A 13,213-nucleotide genomic window follows, 5' to 3' on the forward strand; every position below is an offset into this window, starting at 1 on the left:
AGCGTCAAAAACTAAAACACCGTTTTAACGCTTATCTCACTACCCTGGAGTTGACTCAATGAAAACGACCCTCAAGCCGTTACTGGCCGCGCTGTGCCTGTCTGCTTTTGCCTGCACCGTTTCTGCCCAGACCATCAAAGCCGCCGATGTGCATCCCGAAGGCTACCCGAACGTGGTGGCGGTTCAGCACATGGGTGAAAAACTCAAACAACAAACCGATGGCAAGCTGGAGATTAAGGTCTTCCCCGGCGGCGTGCTGGGGGATGAAAAGCAGATGATTGAGCAGGCGCAGATGGGGGCGATCGACATGATCCGCGTCTCCATGGCGCCGGTGGCTGCCATTCTGCCGGATATCGAAGTGTTTACGCTGCCCTACGTATTCCGCGATGAAGACCACATGCACAAGGTGATCGACGGGGATATCGGCAAGCAGATCGGCGACAAACTCACCGCCAACCCGAAATCGCGTCTGGTCTTCCTTGGCTGGATGGATTCCGGCACCCGTAACCTGATCACCAAAGAGCCGATCGTCAAACCGGACGATCTGAAAGGGAAGAAAATCCGCGTGCAGGGCAGCCCGGTGGCGCTGGCCACGCTGAAAGCGATGGGGGCGAACTCGGTGGCGATGGGCGTCAGCGAGGTTTACAGCGGCATGCAGACCGGGGTGATCGACGGCGCGGAGAACAACCCGCCAACCTTTATCGCCCACAACTATATGCCGGTCGCCAAAAACTATACGCTGAGCGGCCACTTCATCACCCCGGAAATGCTGCTCTATTCCAAAGTGAAATGGGACAAGCTCAGCGCTGACGAACAGCAAAAGATCCTGGCGCTGGCCCGCGAAGCGCAGTTCGAGCAGCGCAAGCTGTGGAATGCGTATAACGACCAGGCGCTGGCGAAAATGAAGGCCGGCGGGGTGCAGTTCCACGACATTGATAAAACGGTGTTTATCAAGGCGACAGAGCCGGTGCGCGCGCAGTATGGCGATAAGCATCAGGATCTGATGAAAGCCATCGCTGACGTCCAGTAAACCGGAGTACGTATGTCCGAACTCTACCTGAAGTGGATGGACCGTCTGTACCTGTTCGCCATGGCGGTGGCGGGTATTTCGCTGTTGGTGATGACGATTGTCATCCCCATCGGCATTTTTTCACGCTACGTGCTTAATCGCGGCGAATCCTGGCCGGAGCCGATCGCCATTATCTGCATGGTGACGTTTACCTTTATCGGCGCGGCGGTGAGCTACCGCGCCGGGTCGCATATTGCGGTCAACATGCTCACCGACCGCCTGCCCGCGTCGCTGCAAAGAGTGTGCGCGCGGATGGTGGATCTGCTGATGCTGCTGATTTCAGGCCTGATGTGCTGGTACAGCTACTGGCTGTGCGTCGAGCTGTGGGAGCAGCCGGTGGCGGAGTTTCCGCTTCTGACCTCCGGCGAAAGCTATCTGCCGCTACCTGTCGGATCGGCCATTTTGATCCTGTTTGTGCTTGAACGCCTGCTGTTTGGCTCGCAGGAAAACCGTCCGGTCGTGCTGATCGGCAATCACAGTTAAGGGGTGAACAATGGATGCGTTTGTTTTGTTATTCACCCTCGCCATTTTGCTGGCGCTGGGGATGCCGGTGGCTTTCGCCGTCGGGTTAAGCGCCGTGGCGGGGGCGTTGTGGATCGATCTGCCGCTGGAGGCGTTGATGATCCAGATCACCAGCGGGGTGAATAAATTTACCCTGCTGGCGATCCCGTTCTTCATTCTTGCCGGGGCGATCATGGCGGAAGGGGGCATTGCCCGACGGCTGGTCAACTTCGCGTACGTTTTTGTCGGCTTTATTCGCGGCGGGCTGTCGCTGGTGAACATCGTGGCATCAACGTTCTTCGGCGCGATTTCCGGCTCGTCGGTGGCGGATACGGCGTCTATCGGCAGCGTGATGATCCCGGAGATGGAGAAGAAGGGCTATCCGCGCGAATACGCGGCGGCGGTGACGGCCAGCGGGTCGGTGCAGGCGATCCTGATCCCGCCCAGCCACAACTCGGTGATTTACTCCCTGGCGGCAGGGGGAACGGTCTCCATCGCCACGCTGTTTATCGCGGGCGTGCTGCCGGGCCTGCTGCTGGGCGTGAGCCTGATGGTGCTCTGCCTGTGCTTCGCCCGCAAGCGCGGCTATCCGAAGGGGGACAAAATCCCGTTCAGGCAGGCGCTGAAAATCATGCTCGATGCCCTGTGGGGGCTGATGACGGTGGTGATTATCCTCGGCGGGATCTTGTCCGGGATATTCACGGCGACCGAATCTGCCGCCGTGGCCTGCCTGTGGGCGTTCTTCGTCACCATGTTCATTTACCGCGATTACAAGTGGAATGAACTGCCGAAGCTGATGTGTCGCACGGTGAAAACCGTCACCATCGTGATGATTTTGATTGGCTTTGCCGCGGCGTTTGGCGCGGTAATGACCTACATGCAGCTGCCGATGCGCATCACCGAATTCTTCACGTCGCTCTCCGATAACAAATACGTGATCCTCATGTACCTCAATATCATGCTGCTGTTGATTGGCACGCTAATGGACATGGCGCCGATCATCCTGATCCTGACCCCGGTACTGCTGCCGGTGACCAACTCGCTGGGGATCGATCCGGTGCATTTCGGAATGATCATGATGGTGAACCTGGGGATTGGGCTGATCACGCCGCCGGTCGGGTCGGTGCTGTTCGTGGCGAGCGCGGTGAGTAAGCAGAAGATCGAGCACGTGGTGCGGGCGATGCTGCCGTTTTACGGTATGTTGCTGGTAGTGCTGGGGATGGTGACATACATCCCGGCGATATCATTGTGGTTGCCGGGGGGTGCTAGGGATGCAGTGACGCCGTTTTATGCCGGGTGGCGGCTACGCCTTACCCGGCCTACGGTTACGGTTCAGAGATGTTGTAGGCCCGGTAAGGCGTAGCCGCCACCGGGCATTTTTACCGACGGCGCAACAGCCGCAACGCGTTCGCCGTAACCAGCACCGTCGCCCCCGTATCCGCCAGTACCGCCAGCCACAGTCCGGTCATGCCGAGCAGCGTGGTGACCAGGAAAATCCCCCTTCAGACCCAGCGCAATGCCGATGTTTTGCCGAATATTAGCCCGCGTCGCCCGCGCAAGATCTATCATCTGCGCCAGCCCGGTCAGGCGGTTGTGCGTCAGCGCCGCGTCGGCGGTCTCCAGCGCCACGTCGGTACCGCTGCCCATCGCAATGCCGATGGTGGAAGCCTTCATTGCCGGGGCGTCGTTTATCCCGTCCCCGACCATCGCCAGCGGGGCATGACCGTTCAGCTCGGTTACCGCGCTGACTTTATCCGCAGGCAACAATCCGGCCTTAAACTCCAGCCCCAGCTCGCCGGCAATCGCCGCCGCCGCACGCGGGTTATCACCGGTCAGGATCACGCCCTGTACCCCCAGCCTGTGCAGCGCGTCGACGGCGTCTTTCGCATCGTCACGCAGGGTGTCGCGCAGCGCCAGCATGCCCATCGGTACACCGTCCTGCATCACGGCAACGACCGTCTGCCCGGCCTGCTCTAATGCCTCAACCTGTGGATTCGGGTACGCGCCTGCCGCGGCGATCAGCACTTTTTTGCCTTCGACCACAGCCTCAATCCCCGACCCGACCAGCGCTCGCTGGGCGGTTGCCGGAGGGATGTTCAGCCCGCGCCCCTTCGCTTCACGCACAATCGCCTGCGCCAGAGGGTGGGTGGAGCCCTGTTCAACGGCGGCGGCCAGTATAAGCAACTCGTCTTCACTGATGTCCTGCGGATACACGCCGGTCACCTGCGGCTTGCCAACCGTCAGCGTGCCGGTTTTATCGAAGGCGATGTGCTGAATCTGGCTCAGCTGTTCCAGCGCCGCGCCGCCCTTAATCAACGCCCCGCGCCGCGCCGCCGCCGCCAGCCCTGAGGTAATCGCCGCCGGGGTGGATATCACCAGCGCACACGGGCAGCCGATCAGCAGCAGCGTCAGCCCTTTGTAAATCCAGCCCTCCCACGGCGCGCCGAAGAACAGCGGCGGGACGACGGTGACCAGCAGCGCCACCAGCATGATGGCGGGGGTGTAAATCCGGCTGAAGCGATCGATAAAGCGTTCTACCGGCGCGCGGCGCTCCTCGGCTTCTTCTATCAGCCTGAGGATGCGGTCGATGGCGCTGTCGCCCGGTTCGGAAAGGACCGTCAGCAGCACCAGTCGGTCGACGCTGGTGGCGCCCGCAGGCACCTTTTCACCTGCCGCGCGCGCTACCGGGATGGATTCCCCGGTCAGGGCGCTTTCGTCAAAGCTCGCGGTGGCGGTAATGAGGGTACCATCGGCTGGCAGACGTCCGCCTGCGGGCACTTCAATCACGTCGCCCGGGCGCAGGGTATTGATGGCGACCGTTTCACGCTGACCATGAATAACCCGCGTGGCGGTTTCCGGCTTCAGCGCCATCAGCGCGCTCACCCCTTTACGCGCCCGGCTCGCCGCCCAGCCCTCAAGGCGTTCGCCAATTAAGAACAGCAGCAGCACCATCGCCGCTTCCGCCGTCGCGCCAATAAACAGCGCCCCGATAGCCGCCACGCTCATCAGCGTTTCGATGGCAAACCAGCTGCCGCTTCTCATCAGACGCAGCGCCTGACGCGCAATCGGGAACAGGCCAACCAGCGTGGTGGCGATAAACGCCAGGTTGCCGAACGGGTGGTTGATTTGCTCCAGCCCCCAGCTCAGGGCCATCATGATGATGAGGGTAATGAGCGGCAGATTTTCTTTTAGCGGGGACGTTTTTTCTGCGGGCGCCGTTTCGCTGCGCAGGGTATAACCCGCTTTGCTGACGGCGGCTTCAACCTGTCTGCTGACGTCGTTTTCGGCGCTGACCAGCAGCTTTTCGGTAGCGAACAGCACCTGAACGTGGTTCACACCCGGCACCTGCTTCACTGCATTTTCCACTTTGCGGGCGCAGGCCGCGCAGTCCATGCCGTTGACCACCCAGCTGTAGTGATTGCCGTTTTCAGGCAGCGCTTCGGTCCGGGTTTCGCACGCGCCCTCGCAGCAGCAGTCCTCTTTTGGCGGAACCGGGCTGAGCTTAAGTGCCGAGAATTGGGGAACTTTTTTAGGTGTTTCTGGAGTCGACATGGCAGTCTCCGGTAATGATAATTTTCTCATTAACCGCAGCATACACTCTGGAGTCGACTCCAGAGTCAAGCGTTATTTAGATATACAGCGAACGCACAATCAGGAAGTGTCCGGCAAAGTAACAGGCGGCGGAAATCGCATTATCCGCACGGAAGCGGCGGCGATAGTGGCTGCCCAGCCAGACGATATTACCCAACAGCAACAGTGCGGCACCGAAGAACGCAGACATTGCCGGAGCGGTCGGACGGAAGAACCACAGCTCGCCCGCCAGCCACACCATCACCAGCGTCATGGCGATAAACGTACAGACCGGGAGACGCATCTCTTCCAGACGCGACCAGATCACCGCGATCAGCAGGGCGCCAATCACCAGCAGCACCAGCGGCAGCGGCCAGAAGAAGGAGAGCGTCATCTGGCTGGCAAAGTAGATGGTATAGAGCAGATGCGACAGGAAGAATGCCCCCACGGCGTACAGCAGGCGCTGGCGCGGCAGCAGGGTTAAGGCATCGCCAATCAGGGAAGCACACAGCCCCGCGAGGACAAGATAGCTAACGGCGTTAAACATCGGGGCCTGCCAGGCAAGCAACAGCAGGAGTAATAGCGTGACGGGTTTAAACAACCAGCGCTGCCAGGCTGGGCCACGGTAAGACGCATCGACGTAAAGCCATGCGGAAAAACAGACAGCGATAAATGACCAAAGCATATTAACTCCCTGTAACTGTTGAGGCTGAATGATCAGTTCCTGATCCAGTGTAGTGACGCGAGCGGGCGTTTGGCAATGCCGGGGCAGGCGAGGTATCCTGAATTCCGCATAATCTGATGGGATTTTTCAATGAGCAAGATGCCGCTGTTTTTCATTATCGTGGTGGCGATTATCGTCATTGCCGCCTCGTTTCGCTTCGTGCAGCAGCGCCGTGAGAAGGCCGACAATGACGCCGCGCCGCTGATGCAAAAGCGCGTGGTGGTGACGAACAAGCGTGAGAAGCCGCTTAACGACCGCCGCTCCCGCCAGCAGCAGGTGACGCCAGCGGGCACAACGATGCGCTATGAAGCGAGCTTTAAGCCGGAAACCGGCGGGCTGGAGATGACCTTCCGCCTGGAGGCGCAGCAGTACCACCAGCTGACGGTGGGGGAGAAAGGCACGCTGAGTTACAAAGGGTCGCGGTTTGAAGGTTTTACACCTGAGCAGTAATGCCGGGCGGCACTGCGTTTGCCCGGCCTACGGGGTTACGTAGGCCCGGATCGCTGCGCGCCACCGGGCAATAGCGCACCTTACTTCTTCACCTGCGCCTTAAACTTCTTCATCCACACCAGCAGCTCAAACACGCCGAAAATAAACACCCGCAGCTGCTGCCAGCCGGTCATCGGTGGGCCATCTTTCGGCAGACCGTTTTTCAGCATCACCATCTGCAAGGCATGCATGAACGCGGTAAAAATCAGCGCCACGTTAATAAAGATATTCAGCGGACGTGGGAACGGGTGCACCAGATTCAAAATCAAAAATGCCCAGACGCCCAGCATCAGCACGCGCCCTACGTTAATCAGTACTGGCATCGGATCCTCCTTGTGCCTGACGGTGATACAGACGATAAGCCACCTGGCCGGCGACCTTCTCGCGGTGCAGATCCCAGTGAACGGGAACGGGCGGCAGGCCATTTTCCACTTCGCTTTCAACGTAAATCAGCGCGTCGTCTGCCAGCCAGCCATTTTTTTCCAGCAACGATAATGTCTCTTCCAGCAGCCCTTTACGGAACGGCGGGTCAACAAACACCACGTTGAAGGGCGTCCCCTGTTGGGCGAGGAAGCTCAGCGTGTTGGTATTCACCACTTTCGCGTTGGTTGCCTTCAGCGTAGCCAGATTTTGCTGCAACGTCTGCGCGACGCCGCGCTCCATCTCCAGCAGCGTGGCGCTGGCGGCATAACGCGACAGCGCTTCCAGCCCCAATGCACCGCTTCCGGCGAAGCAGTCCAGGCAGTTGGCGTCTACCATAGACGGGGCGAGCCAGTTAAACAGCGTCTCGCGAACGCGGTCCGTGGTGGGGCGTAAACCGGGGCTGTCCGGCACCGGTAATTTCCGGCCTCGCCACTGACCGCCGATAATGCGAATTTGACCGGCCGGGGCGCGGGTGGGTTTCTTCATCTCAGGAAAGCTCTGTTAACCATTGCCCTGCGATTGCGGGCGGTGATGTCAATTAAGTAAAGTGTTAGACTATTTCATCATTTTTTTAGCTTCCCTGTATATAGCGCCGCGAGGAGTGTAGTCGCAGATGGCAAAACAAAAAAAACGTGGCTTCTTTTCCTGGTTGGGTTTCGGTGAAAAAGAGCAAGAAACAGAACAGAAAACCGAAGAACAGCAGGTTGTAGAAGAGCCGTCAAAGCCTGAAACGCCTGTCGAAACCGCTGCGGTTGTCGAAGCGGAAGAGCCAGCCCACAGCAAAGAAGAGATTGAATCCTTTGCCGAAGAGGTGGTTGAGGTTACTGAACAGGTTCAGGAGAGCGAAAAACCAGAGCCGGTTATCGTTGAAACCCTTAACGAAGCGCCGCAGGCCACTATCGAACACGAAGAGCTGCCGCTGCCGGAAGAGGTGAAAGCTGAAGAGGTTTCTGCCGAAGAGTGGCAGGCCGAAGCGGAAACCGTTGAAATTGTTGAGGCGGTGGAAGAAGAAGCGGCCCTTGAGCCAGAGCTGACCGACGAAGAGCTGGAAGCCCAGGCGCTGGCGGCGGAAGCGGCTGAAGAAGCGGTCATCGTCGTGCCGGTGGAAGCGCAGGCCGAAGAAGAGATCGTTCAGGAGCAAGAAAAACCGACTAAAGAAGGTTTCTTCGCGCGCCTGAAGCGCAGCCTGCTCAAAACCAAAGAAAATTTAGGTTCCGGATTTATCAGTCTGTTCCGCGGCAAAAAGATCGACGACGATCTGTTTGAGGAGCTGGAAGAGCAGCTGCTGATTGCGGACGTGGGCGTGGAAACCACCCGGAAGATCATCGCCAACCTGACCGAAGGGGCGAGCCGCAAACAGCTGCGTGACGCCGAGGCGCTGTACGGCCTGCTGAAAGACGAGATGGGTGAAATTCTCGCAAAAGTTGACGAACCGCTTAATATTGAAGGCAAAATGCCGTTTGTTATCCTGATGGTTGGCGTCAACGGCGTGGGCAAAACCACCACCATCGGCAAGCTGGCGCGCCAGTTTGAGCAGCAGGGCAAATCGGTGATGCTGGCGGCGGGCGATACCTTCCGTGCGGCAGCGGTGGAACAACTTCAGGTGTGGGGCCAGCGCAACAATATTCCGGTTATTGCACAGCACACCGGCGCGGATTCCGCGTCCGTGATTTTCGATGCCATCCAGGCGGCGAAGTCGCGTAACGTGGACGTGCTGATTGCGGATACCGCAGGGCGTTTGCAGAACAAATCGCACCTGATGGAAGAGCTGAAGAAAATCGTTCGCGTCATGAAGAAGCTGGACGAAGATGCACCGCATGAAATTATGCTGACTATTGACGCCAGCACCGGACAGAACGCCATCAGCCAGGCGAAACTGTTCCATGAAGCGGTAGGACTGACCGGGATCGCGCTGACCAAGCTGGACGGTACCGCGAAAGGCGGGGTGATCTTCTCCGTGGCCGACCAGTTCGGCATTCCTATCCGTTACATCGGTGTGGGCGAGCGTATTGAGGATTTACGTCCGTTTAAAGCGGACGACTTTATTGAGGCACTATTTGCCCGAGAGGACTAACAATGATTCGCTTTGAACACGTCAGCAAGGCCTATCTCGGCGGGAGACAAGCGCTACAGGGGGTGACATTCCACCTCCAGCCAGGCGAGATGGCATTCCTGACCGGCCATTCCGGCGCGGGGAAAAGTACCCTGCTCAAGCTGATCTGTGGGATCGAGCGGCCAAGCGCCGGGAAAATCTGGTTCAGCGGCCATGAAATTAGCCGTCTTAAGAACCGTGAAGTGCCGTTCCTGCGTCGTCAGATTGGCATGATTTTCCAGGATCACCACCTGCTGATGGATCGCACGGTTTTCGATAACGTCGCGATCCCGCTGATTATTGCTGGCGCCAGTTACGATGATATCCGCCGTCGCGTTTCGGCGGCGCTGGATAAGGTCGGGCTGCTGGACAAAGCGAAGAACTTCCCGATCCAGCTCTCCGGCGGTGAGCAGCAGCGCGTGGGTATCGCCCGCGCGGTAGTGAACAAGCCTGCCGTTTTGCTGGCGGATGAACCGACCGGTAACCTGGACGATGCCCTCTCTGAAGGGATCCTGCGTCTGTTTGAGGAATTTAACCGCGTGGGGGTCACGGTACTGATGGCGACGCACGACATGGGGCTGATCTCCCGCCGTTCGTACCGCATGCTGACCCTGAGCGACGGGCATTTGCACGGAGGCCACGGTGAATAAGCGTGATGCAATGAACCAGATTCGGCAGTTCAGCAACCGGTTTGACCGTTTCCGCAAGCCTCAGGGCGGCGGGGACGGCAATCGCAATGCGCCTAAGCGTGCCAAAGCGGCACCGAAACCGAACTCCCGCAAAACCAACGTCTTTAACGAGCAGGTGCGGTACGCCTTCCAGGGCGCGTTGCAGGATCTGAAAAGCAAACCGCTGGCGACGTTCCTGACGGTGATGGTGATTGCCATCTCCCTGACGCTGCCCAGCGTCTGCTACATGGTTTACAAAAACGTAAACCAGGCGGCGTCCCAGTACTATCCGTCGCCGCAGATCACCGTTTATCTGGATAAAGCCCTCGACGATAACGCGGCGGCTCAGGTGGTGGGGCAGATTCAGGCCGAGCAGGGCGTGGAGAAGGTGAACTATCTTTCCCGCGATGAAGCGCTGGGTGAGTTCCGCAACTGGTCCGGATTCGGCGGCGCGCTGGATATGCTTGAAGAGAACCCGCTGCCCGCCGTGGCGGTGGTGATCCCGAAACTCGATTTCCAGGGCACGGATTCGCTCAACACCCTGCGCGACCGCATTACCCGCATTAACGGGATTGATGAAGTGCGCATGGACGACAGCTGGTTTGCCCGTCTTGCCGCCCTGACCGGGCTGGTAGGACGCGTGTCGGCGATGATCGGCGTGCTGATGGTGGCGGCGGTGTTCCTCGTCATCGGTAATAGCGTGCGCCTGAGCATCTTCGCCCGTCGCGATACCATCAACGTGCAGAAACTGATTGGCGCAACGGATGGTTTCATCCTCCGCCCGTTCCTTTACGGCGGCGCGTTATTAGGTTTTTCTGGTGCATTTCTTTCATTGATATTGTCAGAAATTTTGGTGATGCGGCTGTCGTCTGCCGTGACTGAAGTGGCGCAGGTTTTCGGAACTAAGTTTGATATCAGTGGCTTAGGGTTCGATGAGTGCCTGCTGTTGCTGCTGGTGTGCTCCATGATCGGCTGGGTGGCGGCATGGCTGGCAACGGTTCAACATTTACGCCACTTTACTCCCGACTAATAAAAGCGTGATATAATCTTTCCCTGCACCGAGATGTTCGCTTGCAGGGAAAGCGTCCCTGTTGTCTCTTCCCCTGTAATCATCTTCATGTCACATTTTGTGCGTAATTTATTCACTGTTGCACCTGGAACTTGTGGATAAAATCACTGTCTGATAAAAGAGTGAATGCTAATCTCGTTGCTCAAACGCTTTGGCATGGTTGTTGCCTGACGGGGACAACCTGGACCAGAAGAAACATTGAGAGGAATGAATGACCAAAGAAATGCAAACTTTAGCTTTAGCCCCTGTTGGTAACCTGGAATCTTACATCCGGGCTGCGAACACCTGGCCGATGTTAACGGCTGAGGAAGAAAAGGAGCTTGCTGAAAAGCTGCATTACCAGGGCGATCTGGAAGCAGCTAAAACGCTGATCCTGTCTCACCTGCGCTTTGTTGTTCACGTTGCTCGTAATTATGCGGGCTACGGCCTGCCGCAGGCGGACCTGATTCAGGAAGGTAACATTGGCCTGATGAAGGCGGTACGTCGCTTTAACCCGGAAGTGGGTGTGCGACTCGTATCCTTCGCCGTGCACTGGATCAAAGCGGAAATTCACGAATACGTCCTGCGTAACTGGCGTATTGTGAAAGTCGCCACGACGAAAGCGCAGCGCAAACTGTTCTTCAACCTGCGTAAAACCAAGCAGCGTCTGGGCTGGTTCAATCAGGATGAAGTGGAAATGGTGGCGCGCGAGCTGGGCGTTTCCAGCAAAGACGTCCGCGAGATGGAATCCCGTATGGCCGCGCAGGACATGACGTTTGATATGTCTGCTGACGATGACGCGTCCGACAGCCAGCCGATGGCCCCGGTTCTGTATCTACAGGATAAAACCTCTAACTTTGCTGACGGCATTGAAGAGGATAACTGGGAAGACCAGGCGGCGAACAAGCTGACCTTCGCGATGGAAGGCCTCGACGAGCGTAGCCAGGATATTATTCGTGCCCGCTGGCTGGACGAAGATAACAAGTCCACGTTGCAGGAACTGGCCGACCGCTACGGCGTCTCCGCTGAACGTGTGCGTCAGCTTGAGAAAAACGCCATGAAAAAACTTCGCGCCGCTATCGAAGCGTAATTTCCGCGAAGTACACCGAGAACCCTCGAATGCAAATTCGGGGGTTTTGTTTTTTTAGCGCCCGCTCTGGCGAATTTCTTCCCCCTGGCAAACACTTACTGATGCGCTAAGCAGGCGACTTTCAGAGGGTGACAGGGTGAAAAATAACGAACTGAACGACCGGCGTTTACAGGCGACGCCGCGCGGTATCGGCGTCATGTGTAACTTCTATGCCGATAAAGCCGAAAACGCCACGGTGTGGGACGTGGAAGGTAACGAGTATATTGATTTTGCCGCCGGGATCGCCGTGCTGAATACCGGGCATCGCCATCCTAAAGTTATCGCCGCCATCGAAAAACAGCTTCACGCCTTTACCCATACCGCTTATCAAATCGTCCCCTATGAAGGTTATGTGGCGCTTGCCGAGCGCATCAACCAGCGCGTACCCATAGAGGGGCCAGCCAAAACCGCCTTCTTCTCAACGGGGGCGGAAGCGGTCGAAAACGCGGTGAAAATCGCCCGCGCGTACACCAGACGTCCCGGCATTATCACCTTCGGCGGCGCGTTCCACGGCCGTACCTTTATGACCATGGCGATGACCGGCAAAGTGGCGCCCTATAAGCTCGGCTTCGGCCCGTTCCCCGGCTCGGTGTACCACGCGCAATTCCCCAACAGCCTGCACGGGGTTAGTACCGCCGAAGCGCTAAAAAGCCTGGAGCGCATCTTCAAAGCCGATATCGCGCCCGATCAGGTGGCGGCAATCATTATTGAACCGGTTCAGGGCGAGGGCGGGTTCAACGTCGCGCCCGCTGATTTTATGCAGGCGCTGCGTGCCCTGTGCGATACCCACGGGATTTTACTGATTGCCGACGAAGTGCAAACCGGCTTCGCCCGTACCGGCAAGCTGTTCTCCATGGAAAACCACTGCGTGAAGCCCGATCTGATCACCATGGCGAAAAGCCTGGCGGGCGGGATGCCGCTCTCTGCCGTCTCTGGCCGGGCGGAGGTGATGGATGCGCCCGCCCCGGGCGGGCTGGGCGGAACCTACGCGGGTAACCCGCTGGCGATTGCGGCGGCCCATGCGGTGCTGGATGTGATTGACGAGGACGATCTCTGCACCCGCGCGGCGCATCTCGGGCATCATCTAGTCGAGGTGCTGAATAAAGCGAAGGATGGCTGTCCGTATATCGCCGATATCCGTGGGCAGGGCTCGATGGTGGCGGTAGAATTTACCGATCCGCAAACCGGACAGCCGTCGCCCGAATTTACCCGTCAGGTTCAGGAGCGCGCGTTGAACGAAGGGCTGCTGCTTTTGAGCTGCGGCGTTTACGGCAACGTTATTCGCTTCCTCTACCCGCTCACCATCCCCGAAGTGCAGTTCCGTAAAGCGCTGGATATTATTTCCGCCTCGCTGACACGATAAAGCCAAAAGCCCGGCTGAAATGACAGTTGGGCTTATCATATTTTCATTTCAAATTAGCTATTCCAAAATCATAAAAATGGGGTATGTTTTAGCAGAGTATGCTGAAAAAGCGCGAACAGCACGCCTATAACTGAAAT

General features: G+C 57.9%; 11 protein-coding genes and 2 pseudogenes. 9 read left to right on the forward strand and 4 right to left on the reverse strand.

Annotated features, from left to right (window positions below):
* Positions 1-58: 58 nt before the first annotated feature.
* The 3 genes and pseudogenes from KTH07_RS21935 to KTH07_RS21945 all read left to right on the forward strand — a co-directional run.
* Positions 59-1,030, forward strand: coding sequence for a TRAP transporter substrate-binding protein (locus tag KTH07_RS21935; RefSeq protein ID WP_032620982.1), 972 nt, complete (start codon positions 59-61; stop codon positions 1,028-1,030).
* 12 nt (positions 1,031-1,042) lie between these two features.
* Positions 1,043-1,552 carry a TRAP transporter small permease gene (locus KTH07_RS21940; protein WP_015571482.1) on the forward strand — a complete coding sequence of 170 codons (510 nt, stop codon included), beginning with the start codon at positions 1,043-1,045 and terminating at the stop codon, positions 1,550-1,552.
* Positions 1,553-1,562: 10 nt separating this feature from the next.
* A pseudogene (locus KTH07_RS21945) lies at positions 1,563-2,828 on the forward strand (TRAP transporter large permease); the annotation flags it as partial.
* Between the two features lie 121 nt (positions 2,829-2,949).
* On the opposite strand, the pseudogene zntA reads toward KTH07_RS21945, so the two are convergent.
* Both zntA and KTH07_RS21955 read right to left on the reverse strand, forming a co-directional pair.
* Positions 2,950-5,122: pseudogene (gene zntA, locus KTH07_RS21950) on the reverse strand (Zn(II)/Cd(II)/Pb(II) translocating P-type ATPase ZntA).
* Between the two features lie 76 nt (positions 5,123-5,198).
* Positions 5,199-5,825: a lysoplasmalogenase gene (locus KTH07_RS21955; RefSeq protein ID WP_003861515.1), complete on the reverse strand. Its 627-nt coding sequence runs from the start codon at positions 5,823-5,825 to the stop codon at positions 5,199-5,201.
* 129 nt (positions 5,826-5,954) lie between these two features.
* On the opposite strand from KTH07_RS21955, the gene KTH07_RS21960 reads away from it, so the two are divergent.
* Positions 5,955-6,314, forward strand: coding sequence for a DUF2500 domain-containing protein (locus KTH07_RS21960; RefSeq protein ID WP_032620984.1), 360 nt, complete (start codon positions 5,955-5,957; stop codon positions 6,312-6,314).
* 80 nt (positions 6,315-6,394) lie between these two features.
* On the opposite strand, the gene KTH07_RS21965 is transcribed toward KTH07_RS21960, so the two are convergent.
* Both KTH07_RS21965 and rsmD read right to left on the reverse strand, forming a co-directional pair.
* The gene (locus KTH07_RS21965; RefSeq protein WP_015571478.1) at positions 6,395-6,676 is read right to left on the reverse strand and encodes a DUF1145 family protein; all 282 of its coding nucleotides are present in this window, start codon (positions 6,674-6,676) and stop codon (positions 6,395-6,397) included.
* Positions 6,660-7,262 (reverse strand): 16S rRNA (guanine(966)-N(2))-methyltransferase, encoded by a 603-nt coding sequence (rsmD, locus tag KTH07_RS21970; protein WP_015571477.1) that lies wholly within the window; start codon positions 7,260-7,262, stop codon positions 6,660-6,662. Before rsmD ends, KTH07_RS21965 begins: the two co-directional genes overlap by 17 nt.
* A 127-nt stretch (positions 7,263-7,389) precedes the next feature.
* Between rsmD and ftsY the strand changes: the two genes are divergently transcribed.
* The 5 genes from ftsY to KTH07_RS21995 all read left to right on the forward strand — a co-directional run bounded on the left by ftsY (position 7,390) and on the right by KTH07_RS21995 (position 13,076).
* Entirely contained in the window at positions 7,390-8,850 is a 1,461-nt protein-coding gene (ftsY, locus tag KTH07_RS21975; protein ID WP_032620985.1) for a signal recognition particle-docking protein FtsY, read from the forward strand.
* Positions 8,851-8,852: 2 nt separating this feature from the next.
* Positions 8,853-9,518: a cell division ATP-binding protein FtsE gene (gene ftsE / locus KTH07_RS21980; RefSeq protein WP_006812284.1), complete on the forward strand. Its 666-nt coding sequence runs from the start codon at positions 8,853-8,855 to the stop codon at positions 9,516-9,518.
* Positions 9,511-10,566 (forward strand): permease-like cell division protein FtsX, encoded by a 1,056-nt coding sequence (gene ftsX / locus KTH07_RS21985; protein ID WP_017384126.1) that lies wholly within the window; start codon positions 9,511-9,513, stop codon positions 10,564-10,566. The genes ftsE and ftsX overlap by 8 nt, the downstream gene beginning before the upstream one ends.
* A 250-nt stretch (positions 10,567-10,816) precedes the next feature.
* Positions 10,817-11,674, forward strand: coding sequence for an RNA polymerase sigma factor RpoH (gene rpoH, locus KTH07_RS21990; protein WP_000159624.1), 858 nt, complete (start codon positions 10,817-10,819; stop codon positions 11,672-11,674).
* Positions 11,675-11,810: 136 nt separating this feature from the next.
* Positions 11,811-13,076, forward strand: coding sequence for a 4-aminobutyrate--2-oxoglutarate transaminase (locus tag KTH07_RS21995; protein ID WP_017693844.1), 1,266 nt, complete (start codon positions 11,811-11,813; stop codon positions 13,074-13,076).
* The last annotated feature ends 137 nt before the right edge of the window (positions 13,077-13,213 follow it).

The sequence above is a fragment of the Enterobacter cloacae complex sp. ECL72 genome (assembly GCF_019056635.1).
In the GTDB taxonomy this organism is placed as follows: Bacteria; Pseudomonadota; Gammaproteobacteria; order Enterobacterales; family Enterobacteriaceae; genus Enterobacter; species Enterobacter hormaechei_C.